Origin of the sequence: Endozoicomonas euniceicola, from assembly GCF_025562755.1 — a bacterium.
In the GTDB taxonomy this organism is placed as follows: Bacteria; Pseudomonadota; Gammaproteobacteria; order Pseudomonadales; family Endozoicomonadaceae; genus Endozoicomonas_A; species Endozoicomonas_A euniceicola.
Genome location: NZ_CP103300.1, coordinates 4,599,470 through 4,619,638 on the forward strand (window position 1 = coordinate 4,599,470; position 20,169 = coordinate 4,619,638).

The 20,169-nt window shown below is 51.0% G+C and carries 12 protein-coding genes; 3 read left to right on the top strand and 9 right to left on the bottom strand.

Going from position 1 to position 20,169, the window contains the following annotated elements:
- The first annotated feature begins 118 nt into the window (after positions 1-118).
- Positions 119-3,421: an ankyrin repeat domain-containing protein gene (locus tag NX720_RS18530; RefSeq protein ID WP_262596591.1), complete on the top strand. Its 3,303-nt coding sequence runs from the start codon at positions 119-121 to the stop codon at positions 3,419-3,421.
- 169 nt (positions 3,422-3,590) lie between these two features.
- Here the strand turns inward: NX720_RS18530 and NX720_RS18535 are convergent, their stop codons facing one another.
- From NX720_RS18535 to NX720_RS18575, 9 genes are all read right to left on the bottom strand, one after another.
- On the bottom strand, positions 3,591-4,235 hold the full coding sequence (locus NX720_RS18535) for a hypothetical protein (protein WP_262596593.1): 645 nt from the start codon (positions 4,233-4,235) through the stop codon (positions 3,591-3,593).
- Between the two features lie 186 nt (positions 4,236-4,421).
- Entirely contained in the window at positions 4,422-5,357 is a 936-nt protein-coding gene (gene arcC / locus NX720_RS18540) for a carbamate kinase (protein WP_262596595.1), read from the bottom strand.
- 108 nt (positions 5,358-5,465) lie between these two features.
- A complete protein-coding gene (gene guaD / locus NX720_RS18545) occupies positions 5,466-6,785 on the bottom strand; it encodes a guanine deaminase (protein WP_262596597.1) in 1,320 nt (439 codons plus the stop codon).
- Between the two features lie 71 nt (positions 6,786-6,856).
- Positions 6,857-9,763 carry a molybdopterin-dependent oxidoreductase Mo/Fe-S-binding subunit gene (locus NX720_RS18550; protein WP_262596599.1) on the bottom strand — a complete coding sequence of 969 codons (2,907 nt, stop codon included), beginning with the start codon at positions 9,761-9,763 and terminating at the stop codon, positions 6,857-6,859.
- A 2-nt stretch (positions 9,764-9,765) separates the two neighbouring features.
- On the bottom strand, positions 9,766-10,581 hold the full coding sequence (locus tag NX720_RS18555; protein WP_262596600.1) for an FAD binding domain-containing protein: 816 nt from the start codon (positions 10,579-10,581) through the stop codon (positions 9,766-9,768).
- A 69-nt stretch (positions 10,582-10,650) separates the two neighbouring features.
- Entirely contained in the window at positions 10,651-11,991 is a 1,341-nt protein-coding gene (locus NX720_RS18560) for an NCS2 family permease (protein WP_262596601.1), read from the bottom strand.
- Between the two features lie 78 nt (positions 11,992-12,069).
- Entirely contained in the window at positions 12,070-13,395 is a 1,326-nt protein-coding gene (ssnA, locus tag NX720_RS18565) for a putative aminohydrolase SsnA (protein WP_262596602.1), read from the bottom strand.
- Positions 13,396-13,408: 13 nt separating this feature from the next.
- On the bottom strand, positions 13,409-16,531 hold the full coding sequence (gene ygfK / locus NX720_RS18570; RefSeq protein WP_262596604.1) for a putative selenate reductase subunit YgfK: 3,123 nt from the start codon (positions 16,529-16,531) through the stop codon (positions 13,409-13,411).
- A 520-nt stretch (positions 16,532-17,051) separates the two neighbouring features.
- Positions 17,052-17,642 (bottom strand): NTP transferase domain-containing protein, encoded by a 591-nt coding sequence (locus NX720_RS18575; protein WP_262596606.1) that lies wholly within the window; start codon positions 17,640-17,642, stop codon positions 17,052-17,054.
- A 50-nt stretch (positions 17,643-17,692) separates the two neighbouring features.
- Here NX720_RS18575 and yqeC point away from each other — a divergent pair, with 50 nt between their 5' ends.
- Both yqeC and yqeB read left to right on the top strand, forming a co-directional pair.
- Complete coding sequence (yqeC, locus tag NX720_RS18580; protein ID WP_262596607.1) at positions 17,693-18,550, top strand: selenium cofactor biosynthesis protein YqeC; 858 nt, start codon at positions 17,693-17,695, stop codon at positions 18,548-18,550.
- Complete coding sequence (yqeB, locus tag NX720_RS18585; RefSeq protein WP_262596608.1) at positions 18,540-20,162, top strand: selenium-dependent molybdenum cofactor biosynthesis protein YqeB; 1,623 nt, start codon at positions 18,540-18,542, stop codon at positions 20,160-20,162. The genes yqeC and yqeB overlap by 11 nt, the downstream gene beginning before the upstream one ends.
- Positions 20,163-20,169 lie beyond the last annotated feature (7 nt).

The window sequence follows — 20,169 nt, forward strand, 5'->3', positions numbered from 1 at the left end:
GAGTTTTCTATTTAAATAGCAGCCGCATGTTAAGCATGGAAATGGAGTAACTCTACACAGGTTACTGCCGGGGCGACTTGACTGAAAAGAGGATTTTCCAACCATGTTCCCAGCCCAGATGAGAAGCGTTCCTTCAAGGCTTTTCCAGCCCTGGCCACACACTTCGTCCACTGAAGGCGATCTGCCTCAAACGTCTGATCATCAGCCTGATTATATTGAGTTGCCAAAGGTGGATAGTTATCAGAAGCTGGAGGATGATGGCTTTTTCCCGGAAATTAAATCCAGGTTTCTGGATGATATTAAGGCACTCAAGGCGCTGGCCTGCAACTATGTTGGCCATCAATACGACAGGCAAATAGACGTTTTTTTAGACAACCTGGATAAAGCACCGGAACATTTCAGGAAATTCTTGTTTCCCATATATCGTGATACCCGCTCCCAGATCCATCAACTGGTCACCCATCTTAAACATTTACAAGGCTGTCAAAACGATGCCCAAAAAACACATATCACTTCTCTACTCCATGAGTGCCTGTACGGTATCGATCTTTGCCTGCAAGGCGTTTACGGTCGTTTTAGCCAAAACTTTCTTTATTTCCAGGCGTCCCGGGAAAAAGGGCTGGACGCGAAACTGTTCACCGTAAAAAAACGCCTGCTTAAACAATTTGTTGATTCTTTTCTGTTTCAACTGCAACGGGAGGGCGTTACTAATATTCCGGCAGGTATGGAAACCCACTGGGGTAACGGGTTTTACAACCTTTACTGTGAATCTCTGGGACTTGCCAGTGTTCCTGATCCATCGGCTCCAACCCATTTGAACGCCAATGTTGTCCAGCGTTTTTGTTCTGAGGTAAAACTGTCAGTTAACGGGTGCACTATCCTTCGGGCAATGGCGAATGAATGGGCTGACCAGCTTAAAGAGTCCCTTCAACAGCTGGGTGTGTCAGCATGGGAAACCAGCGACATTGTTCCCTCTGAGCTGACTGCGGACAAAACCGGGGCACTGGAAAATCAACTCTGTAAACCGGTTAACTATTTACTGGAAGCAACCGGGGAACAATCCCTTAATCTCTGGACACTGATGGAAGAAAAAGAGGAGGGTAATTTTTCCCTTGCCCGCTATCGGGAAAAATTATTGGCCTGGGTCACCGGCCACTTCTGCGACTCTTCATCGGTTAAGGTTGTCACCGCCATTCCCGGCGAAGCTGACTCGAAATCCTGTATAGGAACGATTGGTGGGCATTTCTTCTGGGTATTTCGCAACGACCACTGTCTGGGTGCGGGAGAGGAGTGCACTTTTGACGCGGGCAATCACGACTCACTTCAACTCTCCCATTTACAGGCCATTGACTTCAGCACCTGGAAAGAAGTTGGCCACGCTATACTGACCCAGGCCATGGAACAGACCCAAAGTGCCGGGGATATTGCTTCGTTTTTCCTGCATGACGCCACCCGTGAACAACTCCGTAAAATACCACCATCCGTGATTCAGGCACTTTCCAATCAACTGACCGATAAACTGGCTCACAGCGATAAAGGTTTCAAAGAGGAATTATGCCGGCGTGTCGTCGATCAGTTGGTCAGCTCCGGCACAAACCCCGTTTCGCCAGATGTTCTGCGCTGGTTAGTGGACACCCCATTGCTGGAACCAGTCCTGTCAGAACTCCGTGAGCAAGGAGTCAATATTTCGCCGATCACACAAAGTCTGAACAGTTGGCAAATCTCAAATTTTTCACGAGAGGCTATAGGGCAACTGCTGACACCTGAGGATTGTCGACGATTATTTGAACGGGCTTACGCTCTGGAGCAGGGGGACACAATGTCTCGTCTCCTGTCAACGGGCCATTGCGATCAATTAATAGATCGACTTAACAATAATGGCGAAAACCTCCTCGGCGTTTTTGCACGCCTTGGTGCGGTGCATGGGGTGCAATATCTTCTGGCCCATAGGAACCGTGAAGAGGTTAACCATAAAAACAAATGGGGTTGGAATCCCCTGCACAGCGCTGTCCGGAACGGTCACGCGGAGTGCGTCAAGTCCTTACTGCGCGTACCCGGCATTGAGTTCAATGTGAGGGATAATAAGGGCCTTACGCCCCTGACTATTGCAGCCTTAGCAGGTCACGCAGAGTGCATTAAGGAGCTACTGACAAAGCGCCGCATTCAAGTCAATATGGCGAGTTATAAGGGTTTTACGGCACTGCACCTCGCTGCCTTAGGGGGTCGCGCAGAGTGCATTCAGGAGTTACTGAAAGCACGCGGCATTCAAGTCAACAAGGAGGATAATGAGCGCCATACGGCACTGCACCTCGCTGCCTCAGGGGGGCATGCAGAGTGCATTCATGTGCTATTGGAATCGCCTGACACTCAGGTCAACAAAGAGGATTCCATGGATCGTACGGCTCTGCACCACGCTGCCGTAAGAGGTCACGCAGAGTGCGTTCAGGAGCTATTAAAAGCACCCGGCATTGAAGTCAACAAACGCGGTAACCAGGGCTTTACGCCCCTGGCTTGGGCTGCCTCAAAAGGTCACGCAGAGTGCATTCATGAGCTATTGAAAAAGTCCGGCATTCAAGTCAATATGGCGGATTATAAGGGCCTTACCCCTCTGATCCTCGCAGCTTCAGGAGGTCATGCAGAGTGTATTAAGGAGCTATTTACAGCATCCGGCATTGATGTCAACAAACAGAATAATAATGGCTTGACACCCCTGAACTCTGCTGCCAGAGGAGGCCACGCAAAGTGCGTTCAGATGCTGCTGGACGCGCCCGGCATTAAAGTCAACAAGGCGACTAATGATCGCTTTACGCCCCTGCACCACGCTGCCAGAAACGGCTTCACCGAATGTCTTAACAAGTTATTGAAAACGCACGGAATCAAAGTCAACAAGAAGGATTGCAAAGGCTTTACACCCCTGCACAACGCTGCCACAAATGGCTTCATCGAATGCCTTAATGCATTACTGGATGTGCCAGAAACCCAAATCAATGAGAAAGATAATACTGGCTCGACACCATTGCACCACGCTGTCTGCTTTGGCAAAATCATGTGCACTAAGGCTTTACTTAAAGCATCCGGCATTCAGGTCAATGAGAAAAATAATACTGGTTCGACACCATTGCACTTCGCTGTTAGCCGCGGTGAAGTCATGTGCACTAAGGCTTTACTTGAAGCACACGGCATTCAGGTCAATGAGAAAGATATTAATGGTTCGACACCGTTGTACCATGCAGCCGGAGGGGCGAGGGCGAGTGTTGAGTGCGTTAAGGCGTTGCTGGCAGTGCCCGGCATCGAAGTTAACAAACCGAATAATAAGGGCGATACGGCTCTGAAAGTCGCAGTCGCAAAAGGCAACATCGAGATTGCAAAGTTACTGTGTGAGGCTATAGCAGCCCGAAGCCAGTCGCAGAATACCTCTTAACTAAGGGAAGCAGCAGAACATAATATACCGCTGTTGGCTGTTGGCTGTTGGCTGTTGGCTGTTGGCTGTTGGCTGTATGAGCAGCTAATAGCCAAAAGCCCGGTAAGTTATTAAATGCTGCGCCCCTAACTGAAAGAGAGCTCCCTGCGATCTGGTAGGAAGGATGTTATTAACGGGCTTTGAGGCTGGCCGCCCGGTTTTCCAGATGAGCTGCTATGAAGCCAAGGGCTCCCTGGACAATAGAGTTAGTCACCGTTGCAGCCACTACCCCCCTTTCCAGCAGAGCGATACCAGCGGCGGCTGAAGGAACACCTGCCAGCATAATGGCCGGGGCTGAGAGGGCTCCCAGTGCCGCCAGTGTGACAGCACAGCGGTTTCTCTGCAGAAAACCCTGTGGTTCCTCTGTTGCTGCGTTCCTGATCTGCCTGTCTGCCAGCAGTGTGTCGGCAGCCTTACCTGCCTGCTGGCCAATCCGCCCACAGACATAAGTCGTTAACATCATGGTAGCGACAGGGACAGCAAGTGCCCCGGGGTTGTTTTGCAGGTATCGGGCAGGCATATTGCTGAGCATTTTGCACCCGGCTGTAAAAGCAAGGGTAGTCCCACCGGCAAGGGTTCCGGCAAAGAGAGCAAGCCCGAACCTGTTGGTTATCGCACTGGTGTAGTATTTCAGGGAGTTCCAGGGTGTTTTTTCCACTTCCCGGCTATCGAGGGGTTTGCAGAACAGGTAATCCAGAGTGTCCACTATATACCGGAATGAATCACTGACCTTACTCCACCTTCCGGGAGTATCGGCTGAGGTACTGTCAGTCAAAGTTGGTGCAGCTGGTCTTTGTGAGGCGGAGCCGACAAGAGAAGTAGAATCCATGGGTAATCTCCATTTAACGTTTGTTATCAGTGAGTTCGACCTCTGGATATAGAATAAGTTCCTGCAGGGCACACGGTTGCAGGTTTCACTTTGTCTGACGCCACCTCCCGTCAATCGTGTTGAGAAAATGTGTTAATAATACGTCACCTCTCCATCACCGCCGGGTCGAATGACAGTCCCTGAATCCGAGCAGAGAATATCACTGCAACGATTCAGGGAACCAATGGCAGCCATTTTTCCTGTGCGCCTGACAAAGTCCACAGCAGCCTCGATTTTCGGACCCATGGAACCAGAGGCAAAATCGAACTGGTTCAGTCCTTCAGGGGTTGCGGTACGAATATTTCTGGAGTCCGGATGCCCAAACTGTGTGGCAACGGCATCGACATCGGTCAGAATCAGGAAAGCGTCAGCGTTAAGTTTTTCTGCTAGCAGGCTTGAGGAACGGTCTTTATCGATAACGGCTTCAACATCTTTTAACAGTCCGTCCCTGGTTCGTTTGACGGGGACGCCACCACCACCACCGCAGATCACGGTAATATCGTCCGCACTGACCAGGTGTTGCAGTGAAGCCAGTTCAAGAATGGCTTGAGGTTTGGGCGAAGCGACGACACGGCGGAAATGTTTTCCGTCCGCTTTGATAACCCAGTCAGGGTGCTCGTTGAGCAGACTGTCAGCCTGTTCACGAGTGTAAACCGGACCCACGAATTTATCAGGGTCGGAAAACGCCGGGTCATCACTGTCGACCAGGGTTTGCGTGGACATAACACACACTTTCTGCCCTGGCATCTGGTTACGCAGTTCCTGTTCAAACAGGTAGCCAATCATCCCCTGGGTCTGAGCCCCCAGTGAATCCAGCGGATAAGGCGCCACCTCTTTATAGTGGTCATTCATCAGCGCCAGCAGGCCGACCTGTGGCCCGTTACCGTGGGTCAGAATCACCTGATGATCACGGGCAATTCTGGCAATGGATTCAGCCGCTATATGAATGTTCCTGCGCTGGGTTTCGCAGTCAAGAGGTTCACCACGCTGGAGGATCGCGTTGCCTCCCAAAGCTATAACAATTCTCATTGTACTTCCGTTTATTTTTTATTTTTCGTTTTGGCTTTTGGCTTTTGGCTTTTGGCTTTTAGCTTTTAGCCAACAGCCAACAGCCAACAGCCAACCGCTAAAAGCGTTTCACCGGGTACAGGAGTAAACCATTGTCCCATCGACGTATGTCCGGTAAATGTTCCGGTCATCACCCAGTGTCATCAGCACAAACAGCTTTTCACTCAGGGTGGTGGAGTTATCCCAGCGCAGCTGTTGTACCTGGGTTGCCATTGGGTCAAGCACCACAAAATCAGCCTCTTTGCCAATAGCAAAATTACCAATTTTGTCATCCAGATACAGAGAGTGAGCGCCCCCCAGGGTGGCACGGTAAAAGCCTTCCAGTGCTGACAGTTTCTGCTGTTGCAGCTGTACCACCTTGTAGGCTTCGTTCAGGGTCTGGAACATATTGAAGGAGGTGCCTGCGCCGACATCGGTCGCCATACCAACCCGTACATTGTCTTTTACCGCTTTCGGGTAATTAAACAGGCCGCTGCCGAGATACATATTGGACGTGGGGCAGAACGCCACGGATGATCCGGTTTCTGCCATAACCTGCCACTCCTGTTCTTCCAGATGAATGCAGTGGGCGTAAACACTGCGCTCACCTGTTAAACGGTAATGGTCGTACACATCCAGATAGCCATTACGCTCAGGGAACAGGGATTTCACCCATTCAATTTCATCGGTATTTTCTGACAGGTGGGTTTGCACGTAAGCGTCAGGGAACTCTTCCCGCAGGGCCATGGCTTTTTCCAGTTGTTCCGGGCTGGAAGTCGGCGCGAACCTTGGGGTAATGGCATACAGCAGACGGTTGCGTTTGTGCCATTTTTTCAATAACCGGCGCGAGTCGTCGTAACTGCTTTGTGGTGTATCCAGAAGTTCATCGGGCGCGTTCCGGTCCATCATCACTTTACCGGCGATCATGCGCATATTGCGCTGGTCGCACACTTCAAACAGCGCATCGACGGATTCCGGATGCACACTGCAGAACACCATGGCGGTGGTGGTACCGTTTTTCAGCAGCTCTTTAACAAACAGCCCTGCCATCTCTTTGGCATAGCGTTTGTCGCCATATTTCATTTCTGTCGGGAAGGTGTAGGTGTTCAGCCATTCCAGTAACTGCTCACCATAGGCACCGACAATCTCCATCTGCGGGTAATGGATATGGGTATCAATAAAGCCCGGTACAATCAGTTTGCCCCGGTAATCACAAATACGCAGGGACTCTGGCAGAGAGTCCCTGCCATCTTCCCACTCACCGGCAAAAGCAATTTTGCCCTGATGGATAATCAGCAGGCCATCTTTGATATAACGCAGATTGTTTTCAATGGATACCAGGTCACTGCCGATTTCGCTGATATCCAGCAAAGTTCCCCGGACAGCTTTGACCGTATTTGGGTATTGCATGACAACGCCTTGTTGTATTTTTTATTTATGTTTGAAACCGGGACAGTTCTTAGTTGCCCCGGTGGCAGGTTTTACTTTTCCCGCAAAGCCCGCAGCATTTTCTCCGGTGTTATATGCCAGTCGCGCACCCATACACCGGTTGCGTCGTGTATGGCTGAAACAATGGCAGGTGCTGCCGCATTAACACTGATCTCAGACACCGATTTAGCCCCGAATGGTCCCACCGGATCATCACTGGGTACCAGAGTTGCCAGGAAGTCTTCCGGCAAGTCACCCACCATGGGGGCGCCGTAATCTGCAAAGTTGGCATTCACTACACGACCTTTGTCGTCATATTGAATAGCCTCCTGCAGGGTATGACCGATGGCTCGCAAGCTGGCTCCGTAGATTTGCCCCAGTGCCAGTTCCGGATTGATCGGCGTGCCACAGTCCACCAGGGCATGTAATTTACGCAGAGAGACCTTACCGGTACGGGTATCCACCGCTACTTCGGCAAAGTTGGCACCGTAAGGGAAGGCGAACTCGCTGGTAATAAAGCTGCCCTGTCCCATCAACTGCCCACAGCCAGTACCGCTTTCAGCGTAATGTGCGACTTCACCGAAACTGATGCTTCTGTCCTTGCCTTGAGCGTCTTTACCACGAGCATCTTTAACACGAACAATTCCGGGGAATTCCACCTGCAGGGATTCAACCGGTTGCTCCAGAAGATGAGCGGCAGTTCTCAGAATCTTTTTGCGCAGGTCTTCAGCGGCCAGCCTGGCGGCATTGCCGGAGAAACAGGTACCACTGGAAGCATAAGCACCCTTGTCAAACAGGCAGCTGTCGGTATCGCCGGACACCACATAAATATCATCCAGACGGGTACACAGCACCTCGGCGGCTAATTTGGCTACCACGGTATCCAGTCCTGTACCAAGGTCAGCGCCACCAGAGTGACAAATCAGGGTGCCGTCAGAAGCCAGCTTGATCCAGGCATTGGCCTGATCAATATCGGGAATACCAGACTTCTGTTGCATGGTGGCCAGACCACGGCCAATACAGATATGAGATTTTGCCGGATCTTCTTTAGGAACATGCCAGCCAAACTGATCCGCCCCCTGTGCCAGCACTTTACCCAGGGCGCAACTGTGAGCCACCGGTACAGAAGTGGGTAATTTACCTTCGCCAACTTTACCCAGTAACTCCAGTGACTGGCCTTCATGTACCCGGTTTTTCTCGATCATTGCCAGCTGGTCAATACCCAGGGCGTCGGCCATTTCTGCCACGATCATCTGTACCGCAAAGTTACCTTTCGGGCCGCCATAGCCCTGATAGGCACCGGTAGGAACAATATTGGAGTAGTAGGTGGTGACCTTGAACTTAACGTTACTGCACGGATACAAAGGCAGAGAAATAGCCGGAGCGTTGCAGGGAACGGTTAACGCATGGTTGCCATAAGGGCCGGTATTGAAGCGGAAATCCACATCGAATGCCGTAATGGTGCCGTCTTTTTTCGCGCCCATTTTAATGGTGATTTCTGCCACATGGCGGGTAGAGGTGGCAATAAACTCTTCTTCCCTGGTGTGTCGGAACAGTACCGGACGACCGGTGGCATGGGTGGCAAAGGCACAGACTTCTTCCACCAGAATGTCCTGCTTGGAGCCAAAGCCACCGCCCAGACGCTCTTTAATGACATGGACTTTATGCTGTTTTATGCCCAGAACCGTAGCGATTTTACGGCGCACATGCCATGGCACCTGGGTAGCCGCGCGAACAATAATGCGATCCGCTTCCATGTAGGTGTAACAGAGGTGTTGTTCAGGCGGTAACTGTTGTGACTGACGGGACTGATAGGTACGTTCCAGTACCACATCCGCTTCCGCAAAACCTTTCTTGATATCACCAATTTCACCATGACCGGTAGCGGCAATGTTCTTGCGGGGATCACCACCAAACGGGAAGTTGAAATGAATGCGACCATCACGAGGGTCAGCGGTTTTGTTCTGTGCTTCCAGATTATCCGGAGCGCCAACACCGTAGCTGATAACACCGTTATGCACAATGGGAGCGTCGTCTGCCATGGCTTCCCGAATGGAAAGCACCGGTTTCAGCACTTCATAATCCACCTTGATGGTTTTCAGCGCCGCTTCCGCCTGGGCTTCGGTTTCAGCCACTACAGCGGCGACACGGTCGCCGTAATGACGCATCTTCTGACCAAACAGACGACGGTCTAATGGTGAAGGCTCAGGTGCTGTCTGACCACCCGGTGTGTAGTAAACGTCGGGGCAGTTGCGATGGTCAAATACCGCTACCACGCCGGGCATGCTTTCTGCTTCAGTGGTATCAATATGGTTAATATAGGCATGGGCATGGGGGCTGCGCAGCATCTTCAGGACGCAGGCGTCGGCAGCGACAAAGTCTTCCACAAAGCAGGCTTCCGCTTTAATCGTCGCTGCGGCGTCCACTTTACCGCCGGGCTTACCCACATGGCGCAGGTGGTCGCCAAAAGAAGGTGCGGTGGCTTTGTTGAATTGCGGATTCTTAATCCGCTTGCTGGCAATCTCTACCGCATCAAATACCTGCTGATAAGCACTTTCTCTCAGGAATAAAGACGACAGACTATCGGTGATTTCAGATCGCGCGGGGTTTGGGTTGCGCCTGAGCAGATCGGTCAGCAGCAAAGCCAGGGCGGGGTCATTATAACCGGACTGAATGACGCCAGCGTCAATCAGGGCAGACTGAACCGGGCCCAGCTTACCATACTCATTCAGAGACTCAGCCGTTACTATTTCACACCCTTCAAGCTGGGCAGCAATCAGCAGGCTGGCATTGACGGTATGACCGTTGAGCAGAATGGTGTCGGAACCGGCAAAACCATAGCCGTCGTCACTGTTGCGAACGGAGCGCATACCCAGACGCTTCAGGAGCACCTGAACGTTTTCACCGGCTTCAGCCCTGATAACCCGTTCTTTGCCATTAAGAGTAAACGAAATGTCCATTGTTACTGTCCTTTCACATTGCCCGCCTGAACACGGTACGCTTCAACCATGTCAGCCACCAGTACACCGCTGACTTCACGCTTGTAATCAGCACTTCCCCTGAAATCAGAATCACACTTCACGGCACCGGACACGGCTTTTTCCAGATCCTGACGACTGATGTCGCTGGTAAGGAAGGCGGAGACGGATGCTTCAGCCGGAATCATTGCAGCAGGGAAAGAAGACCCGGAAACGGCTATACCGTAGAACTCTCTACCTTCCGGATTCCGGTGAACAGCAAAGCTGGCATTAACGATGGGCAGGTCGGCAGCGCTTTTGCTGACTTCCCGGTTAAAACAGGCATAGACTTCAGCGGGCACAATGATTTTGGTAATCAGCCCCCCCTGATAATCGGCAACGGACTGCACCTCCACATTGCCAAAGCCTTCTGCCAGTTCAACTCTGGCATCCATGGCCAGCAACGTGGGAACAATCAAACAGGCAGGCAGGCCAGCGGCAATCTCACCACCCAGCGTGCACTGGTTGCGAACATTACGGCTGTAAACCAGGGCGGCTGCCTTACGCAGTCCATCAGGAAGTTCTGGATGATCGACGATAGTCTGTAGCGTCGTCAGAGCACCCATTTCCCAACCTTTTGTGGTTTTGTTACATCCTTTCAGGTCAAGTTCTGACAGGCTGATAGCAACTTCCCGTTTATTTTGGGTGGGTGCAGCGTTCAGTCGTGCTCCACCCGCCATATAAACGGCATCGTCACCGTACTTTGCTTTAAACGCCAGGGCTTCATCCAGACTCTTGGCTCGTAAAAACTGTTTGATCATTCTTAGTCCTTTTCGTTACCACTCCTTCCCGTTTGCCTCTTGAGGGAAGGAGTGGATAACGCCTTCGCATCAAATTCCAAAGATCACAAACTTAAGCGCGAACATAATGGCCAGAACCCATACACTCACACTGACTTCTTTTACACGGCCTGCCAGTAGCTTGATCACCGGATAGGCGATAAAGCCAAGGGCAATACCATTAGCAATTGAGAAACTCAGGGGCATCATAACGGTGGTGATAACCACAGGACCGGCTTCAGTCAGGTCAGACCAGTCCATATCGCCCAGGCTGGCAGTCATCAGTACAGCGACGTACATCAATGCGCCTGCTGTCGCATAACCGGGTACCATGCCAGCCAGAGGCGACAGGAACAGGGTCAGCAGGAACAGCAGGCCAATGAATACGGCCGTCAGGCCAGTACGTCCGCCAACCGCTACACCAGAAGCGCTTTCAACATAAGTGGTGACGGTAGGCGCACCCATGATGGCTCCGACCCAGGAAGCAGAGCCGTCAGTGATCATGGCTCTGTTCATGTTTTCCATTTTGCCGTTTTCGTCGGCCAGACCGGCTTTATCACCCACCGCAATCAGGGTGCCGGTGGTGTCAAACAGGTTAACGAACATAAAGGCAACAATGACGCCGACCATTTCAGGGTTCAGGGCTCCCATGATGTCGAGCTTGCCGAAGATCGGCATAATGCTGGGAGGCAGAGAGACAACGCCTGTGAACTGAACATCACCAAACGCCAGGGCAATGCCGGTAACCACGGCAATGGAAACCAGTACGGCGGATTTCATCTTGCGATAGCTCAGCGCCAGAATCAGGAACAGACTGAGGCTGGCCATTACTGGCGCAAAGTCGGTGATTTTGCCCAGACCTACGATAGTGCCGGGATTAGACACGACAATACCGGAAGACTTCAGGCCAATCAGTGCCAGAAACAGACCGATACCGGCAGTGATACCAATACGCAGCCCTTTTGGAATACTGTCGATAATCCATTCCCGCACTTTGAACAGGCTCAGTAGCATAAAGCCAATGCCTCCCCAGAATACGGCACCCATCGCCTGTTCCCAGGGGTAGCCCATGCCTAATACAACCGCATAGGCAAAAAATGCGTTCAGACCCATGCCCGGTGCCAGCCCCACCGGCCAGTTAGCGTACAGGCCCATAACAATACAGCTCAGCCCGGCTATCAGACAGGTGGCAACAAACAGCGCGCCCCTGTCCATGCCTGCCGCTGAGAGCATTTCCGGCACCACAAACACCACGTAGCACATGGTGACGAAGGTGGTACAGCCCGCCAGCGCCTCCATTTTTACAGTGGTGCCGTGTTGTTTCAGTTTGAACAGCCGTTCAAGCAAGTCGGGTTTCGTTTCAGTATTAAGGTCAGCGTCGGTACTTAGCATTACTCATCCCCCTCCCCGGGGGTTTTTCTTTTTTTCAAGACAGAACCGGCCGGGCAACATTGCCCGGCCAGAGAGTGCTCAGTCGAGGTTGTCCATATTTTTCCAAAGGCGTGCAGCCGCAGTGCGTGCCTGTGCATAGATTCCTTCTACAGCAAATGGGAATTGACGGTCTTCGTAGACGACAGCTCCGTCAACCACTACGGTGCGTACGCCATTACTGCCCATACCAAAGGCCAGATGGCCGGGCAGGTTGTCGCCCATAAACGGCGTTGGGCTGATATAGTCATGAATCACCAGGTCGGCCTGATAGCCAGGTTCCAGGCGTCCGAACTGGCCGCCAAAGTTGCGTTCTAACAGGCGATTACCGTTATTCAGGAAGTTCAGGAAACTGTCTGGCCACAGGGGGCCACCGGCATCCCGGTGCTTGAAGAAGGCAAACTTCATCTCTTCCAGCATATCGCTGCCTATACCGTCAGTGCCTAAAGCGACGTTCTTAAACTGGCTCAGCTGAGCGTTGTAACCCACGTTGTTGTTCATATTGGAACGTGGATTGTGAACCAGGAAACCGTCGCGCTGGTTCAGCAGCTCAATGTCAGCGTCGGTCAGGTAGGTGCCGTGGGCGATGAGAGACTTTTCATTCAGCAGGCCGAAGGTATCCAGGCGCTGTAACAGCTCCTGTCCGTAGTGGTGACGACTCCATGTGCTGTCGTATTTGTCTTCAGCCACATGAATATGCAGCCCCCGACCGGTTTCTTTAACGGCGTCAGCCAATAGCCCCAATCCGTCGTTGGGTACAGTAAACGGCGCATGAGCACCAATATGAGCTTCTACCAGATAAGGTTCGTCGCCTCTGGTTTTAGCGCTGTCAATCAGATTGGCAAAGTCGATGTTTTCCTGAACACCGTCCTCCAGTTCTTTCATGCCGAAATTGCGGTCAGTGGTTTCAAAACAGGTCATGCCTCGCAGACCCGCTTTCAGGAAACCTTTGCGCAGAGTATTCAAAGAACCTTTGATAAAAGCCGGTGAGGCGTGGTGATCAATAACGGCGGTGGTGCCGGACTTGATGGCTTCCAGTGAGCAGATCAGGCCGTTGTAGTAGAGAATTTCTTCGTCGATGCCCCGGTCCAGTCGCCACCACAGGTTTTTCAGGGTGCTGACAAAATCAGGACAGGGCTTGATATCTGCCATCACGCCCCGGGAGAGGCCGGAGTAAAAGTGGTTGTGACTGCAGACAATGCCCGGCATAACAACCCGGCCTGCCGCATCGATAACCTTTGTCGCCTGTTTCGGATCGATGCCTTTTCCAACCTGAGCGATTTTGTTGCCATCAACCAGAATATCAATTCCTTCGGTGACTGAAGCTGGCTGGAACTGAACGGCGGTAGCATTTTTTATTAGTAGCATTATTATTTTCCTCTTAATGCCCTACAGCACCCAGCAGGTACGGGTATCTAAGGTACACATGACGGATAACACGACCAAGGGTGACCATTTCATCCGGAAGCTCACCCGTTTCCCCCAGCACATTAATAGGCAGCTTGTGTACTTCCCCTTCATGGCGAACCCAGACATCTTCGTTATTTACAAAGAAGCCGGTATTAGTGCTGTTTTCGAAATCTTCCATCAGGCTGAAGATGGTCAACTTATCTTTATAAGGCTTGCTGTCCCAGTTACAGAACCGGGCGCAGTTACCGCACTCGTTGCAGTACGCATCAAGGTGCAGAACCTGGTAACGCTCCCGGAAACCGGGAATGTCCAGTGCCACATTGGCCCGGTTAGGGCAGACTCCCACGCACTTGTTACAGATATGGTTGCATTCCAGACAACGTGCGCCTTCCTGGGCGGCAAAGGCTTCAGTGTCTTCACGGGTAACGTTAGTCAGGGGAATAAACCCTCTGCGCTGGCGGATGCTCCGGGAGTCAGACGACAATACACTGGTATTGGTATGAGTCCGGGCTGACTCACGGTTGATAATCGTATCCGTTGCCTTTCTGGCTTCGTTGATACAGCGTACGACAGTAGAGGGTCCGGTATGGGCATCGCCGATGAGGAAAATACCGGAAACAGCGGTTTCGCAGGTGGTTTTATCAACAATGGTCCAGCCATCGTGGTCAATGGGTAATCCCATGTTGTTGAGCAGTTCGGTGTCAGCGGATTCGCCAATGGCTGTGATAATGGTGTCGATTGGCATCGTCAGTGTCTTGTCGGTGGCAACCGGACGACGGCGACCACTGGCGTCTTCTGCACCCAGCGCCATCACACGACAGGTCAGCTCACCCGCTTCTGTCATGGATTCCGGGTTGGTCAGGAAGTGGAACTCAGCGCCATCGGCCACAGCGTTGTGATATTCCTCCCGGTCTGCGGGCATTTCGTGTTCAGTCCGACGATAGAAGACAAATACTTTTTTAACGCCGGGTGTCTTCAGAGCCGCCCTGGCACTGTCCATGGCCGTATTACCCCCACCGACAACGGCCACATGCTGACCCAGAGAAATGCTTTCCGGCTTGCTATTAAAGGTTCTCAGGAAAGACAGTGATGGCAGCAGACGGGAACGGTCGCCTTGCAGTGGCATGGTGTTGCCTTTTTCAGCACCGACCCCCATAAAGACGTAGTCAAAACCACCCACGTTTTTCAGCATGGGGGCGTTGATGTTGGGGTCACAGCCAAATTCAAACTGCACACCGTGAGCCCTGACAAAATCAATGTCCTGCTGAATGACTTCGGCCGGAATACGGAAGTTGGGCAGGACGTTGCGAATAATACCGCCAGCGTCCTGTTCTTTCTCAAACACCACCACAGGGAAGCCAGCCCGGGCCAGGAAATAGGCGGCAGAGAGTCCACTGGGTCCGGCACCAATAACGGCACAACGGGCTTGTGATATCTGCCTGGGTTTTTTCCAGTTGGATTCGTACTGCTCCCAGCCCTGTTCTACCGCTATCCGTTTCATATCACGAATTTTTATCGCACCTTCATAATCCTTGCGGGTACAGCTGGTCATGCACTGGTGGTCACAGATATGGCTGGTGATGCCAGGTAGTGGGTTTTTGTCGTATATCAGTTTCAGCGCACCCTGATAATCGCCTCTGGCAACATTCTGAATGTACTCAGGTACATCCTGCCCAATAGGACAGGTCTCTTTACAGGGGGCAATGGTGCAATCAAATCGTGGTGCAACGTCTTCCTGTTTTCGGGGAGACTCATGCCAGTTTTTTTCTGTGTATTCATCCTCGGTCAGTGCGTTCTCAGCTAACTCTTGCAATGCGTAGACATCGACTTCCTGTTTGTTCCAGGTGTCTGACTCTTCCAGGGCATTAGCACAATCTCGCAGACGCATATAGCCACCGGGTTTCAGCAGCTCGGTGGCCATGGTGATCGGGCGAATGCCGGTGTTAAAGATATTGGCGATGTTGCCTTTCCAGGCACCGCCGGAGTAGGACATAGGCAGCTGGCCGTTAAACTCATCGGCGATGATGGCGGCCAGGTTGATGGTCAGCGGATACAGCGCACGGCCTGACATATACATTTCATCACCAGGCAAACGACCTTTGTCGTTAATACAGCCCAGTGTATTAGAGAGTTTGACACCGAAGTGATGACCTTTTTCAGCCGCTACCTCGCGCAGACGACGCAGCATGGGCAGGGCGTCTGCCATTTGCAGGTCATGACTGAAAGACTCTTCACTCAGGCTGATATAATCAAAACCACGCTGGTCAAGAATGCTACGAACCCGGTCGTAGCCAAGCAGAGTCGGGTTGAGTTTTACAAAAGTATCGATACGCTTCACTGTCAGCATGTACTGGCAGATCGCTTCAATTTCGTGGGGAGGGCAGCCGTGCATGGTAGACAGGGTGACGGACTGGGCGATCTTTGGTGAGATCTGGTCAATCTGTTTTTCCAGTGACTCAAGGCGTATTTTATGCTGGAAGGTGGCCATCACTTCAGGCTGACGCAGCCACTGCTTGATGGACTCTTTGTAAGCGACAAAGTTTTCATGGTTGCTGCAGTCCATCATGTCGTCAATAAAGGTCTGCATGCGAGGGGTTTTGATACCTTTCAGGTCATAGCCCACACTCATGTTGAAGATAAAGCTTTTTTCCTGCTGACCCTCCGGTTGGCTATCCAGAGCCGGGTCAAACAGTGACTCCAGAACGTGCAGGATAATCCAGGCTTTCAGATATTCGTCGTAGGCTTTGGGCAGGGTATATTCAGTAGACCATTCCGTGTTGTAGCACTCGTCGTCCGGATCAATACAGGGCTTATCAATTTCCAGCGTATCCATGATCTGAACGGTTTTCAGCTCAATAAAACGACCGCCTGCCACCCAGGAAGTAATGATGTTCTGAGCTAACTGTGTGTGGGGCCCAGCCGCCGGGCCGACTGCGGTAGTAGCGGTTTCAGAACAAACGCTGACCCTCTGGTTATTTTTCTTTCTGAACAGCTGATCTGCTTTAATGCCAAACAAGGACTGGCTCTTTTGATATTCCCCGTGAATGCGATTCAGCATTTCCTGAAACGGAACGGGACGCATAATATCGCCCATTGATCTCTCCTGAAACGGCTTGAATTGTGTCCGTTTAGTTTTTATAACGTTGTAATGGTTAAATCGATGACACTGATTCTGGTAATGCAGGAATCAGACCAGTTATTTACAGAGGAGGGGGAAAAGAATTATCAGTGGGAGAGTTAGACGAAAATTATTGACCTGAAGCAAAAAAAGAGTGCTTATTAAAATTAAATGAATTCGAGAATATGGATAAAAAGCAGAGTGTGGCTTATTTGTTTGCTATTAGCAAATAGTAATAATTTTCATTTAAACGTCAGTATTCGTCATTATGATAACTGCCTGATAACCAATAAATGAATCGCTATCAATTTGATATTTTGGCTATTGGCTATTGGCTATTGGCTATTGGCTATTGGCTGCTCATAGTGCATTGCTAACAGCTAACAGCTAACAGCTAACAGCTAACAGCTAACAGCTAACAGCCAACAGCCAACAGCCAACAGCCAACAGCCAACAACTAAAAGGATGTCCTTAATGTTGACCTGTATCACTAAAACTAAAGAGCTTTATTGCAAAGATATTGATACTGCTGAGGTGTATCGATATCCAGATGAATATTGTGAGTGCTGACAGAAATAAAACGATGGGGTAGTGCTGTTAATAAAGCTTTCATACGACTTTCAACAGGCGCATTCAGGATGTGTTGGTAGTAGCGGTGATTAAGAAGTACGGGATGTCCGGCTTTTTCCTGATAAACCGGAAAAACAATATCATCACCCCGGTTAGTAAAGAGGTTGATAAAAACCTCCTTTGAAATTAATGGCATATCACCATGTGTAATAAATAGATAATCAGAGGTTGCCTGTTGTATACCGGATTGCAGTGAGCTGAATAAGCCTTTTTTATAGTCCGGATTATGGATAATTTTAATCCGCTTATTATTTTTATACCGTGCAAAGAGTTCTTCACCCCGGTAGCCCGTAACAAGAATAACCCGGGAGACACAATTTAACGCATTGGCAATACTGCAATCCAGAATGGTTTGATTTGATTCTCCAAAAGGCAGCATGGCTTTCCATTTCCCCATTCGGGATGACAAGCCCGCTGCCGCTATAAGGCACTCACATTGGTGCAGTTCCATATCCATTAATTTTTATACCTTCTTGACCCGGCATTTTTGTTTAGTAAGGGTGTGTAATGATCCCAGGCATAGACCCAGACAAAGACCGCATAATTGCCACCGCTGGTGCTGGCGGGAAAACCAGCTTTTTACAACACCTTGCCAGCTTATTGCAACAGTCAGGGCGAACCGTACTGTTATCCACCACGACACATATTTACCATCCGGATGTTGATGGTTTTGCAGGCCGTGTTGACCGGGTGATCCGATGTTCAGACCCTGAAGAACTTTACATTAGTCGGCCTGAACCTGCGTCGATTACGGTTGCCGGAATGGCCTGCGAAGATCGACAGAAACTGTCTGGTATTCCGGCAACTCTTCCGGCAGAACTGATCAGGCGCAATCTATACGACAATATTCTTATTGAGGCAGACGGATCCCGGCAGCTGCCTCTGAAAGCGCCTTCCGACAAAGAGCCGGTATTACCCGACGGTTGTCAGGTGATTGTTGGAGTAACGGGCTGGAAAGGCATTGAGTCACCGGTATCGGCTGAGACTGTGCATCGAAGGGAGTGGTTTTCAGCGGTTACCGGGCTGAAAGCAGGCGACCGGGTGAGTCCAGAGGCGTTGTCAGTACTTATTAACTCGCCAGTCGGTTTATTTAAACAGCCCCATTTACAACAGAGCGCTCACTACTTTTTTGAAAAGAACTCGTTTGAAAAGAAGTCTTCTGCAAAGACACCCTGCAAAAAAATCTGGTTGCTGAATCAGCTGGATTCTCAGAAACAGCAACAAGCAGGCCGGGCTTTTGCATTAGAAGTCCTTGCTCACTCACCTTGCATTCATACGACGCTTTTGAGTAGTTTCTCTCAGTCTTATCCATGGCTGGAACGTATTAAAAATACTTCTCTTTACGGATTGAATTATGATAAATAATGTTTTTTCAAGGGCAGCAGAACTGTCAGGCGGTCACAGGGCTTTTGCCATCGCTTCTATCATAGAAACCAGTGGTTCTGCCCCACGGCATAACGCCCAGCTTCTGGTAGAAGACAATGGTCAAACCTTTGGCACTGTCGGTGGTGGTATGGTGGAACGCCACGTGATTGCAGAGGCTATTGCAGCCATTAAAACCGGCCAGTCACGGATGGTGGATGCCAGCATGTCCCGCAGTGGCAAAAATGCCATGGGCATGGACTGTGGTGGGGCGATGAAGGTTTTTATTGATGTTCACAACGTTAAACCCCAGTTGCTGCTGATTGGGGCGGGGCATGTTAACCAGGCGGTGGCTCATCTTGCTGCCAGACTGGGATTTGCTATTACCGTTGCTGACTCCTGGAAACCCAATTTAGCGGCTGAACGATTTCCGGAGTTTACCCGGCTGATTAACGGAGACACTATTTCCGACGCGATCAGTCAAATCACCATTAACCCTGACACTCAGGTGGTCATAGCCACCAATCACGAAGATACGGAAGCGTTGCTGGAAGTGCTAAAAACGGATGCCAGGCATATCGGGCAGCTGGCGAGCCGTAGAAAAGTGAAGGCGCTAAAAGCTAAAGCGCTGGCAAGTGGACTCTCACCCGAACGCTTTAATCAGGTTCGAACCCCGGTAGGTTTAGACCTTGGCGCAGAAACACCTGAGGAAATAGCGGTCAGCATTATGTCTGAAATACTCGCCATCAGCCGCAATAAAAAGCCCGTTTCCATGGGCGACAGGGTGACGAATGACCTGAACAGACGGCTGGTGATTCGCGGTGCTGGCGATCTGGCGACCGGAGCGGCACTTAAACTGCATAACAGTGGTTATGACGTGATTATGCTGGATTTGCCGGAGCCCACCGTTATTCGCACCAATATTGCTTTTGCACAAGCCCTGGTAAACGACGATAAAAAGATAATCATCGAAGGTGTGACCGGGCGCAAAGCCCGTTCAGTGGCCGAAGCGTTGAAGATTACCGAACAGCGGGAAATTGCAGTAATGGCTGACCCTGAGGCTGCATCCTTACGACAGCTGAAGCCTGCCATCCTGGTTGATGCCATTCTGGCAAAGCGGAACCTTGGCACGCATCGGGAGATGGCTCCGGTGACGCTGGCGTTGGGTCCCGGTTTTACGGCGGGTGAAGACGTGGATGCTGTTATTGAAACCTGTCGTGGTCACGACCTGGGGCGTATTATTTATTGCGGAGAGGCAAAGGCCAATACAGGAACGCCCGGCGTCATCGGTGGCTATGGTGCTGAACGGGTGTTGCGTTCGCCCTGTGCGGGTGTTGTGACACCACGGGTGACTATTGGTGACCTGGTTTGTGAAGGTCAGGCGGTGGCCACGGTGGGAGAATACGCAGAACCTGTGGTTACCCCTATCAGCGGTAAAGTACGGGGAATGATAAATCCTGGGCTGAAAGTGAGTGAGCGCTTCAAGATTGGTGATGTTGATCCCAGGGGCGCATCAGTGGATCATACCACTACCACGGATAAAGCCAGGGCAATTGCCGGTGGTGTTCTGGAAGCGGTTTTAACACTATCCAGACAAGCCCTGAATTCAAAATAAAAAAGGT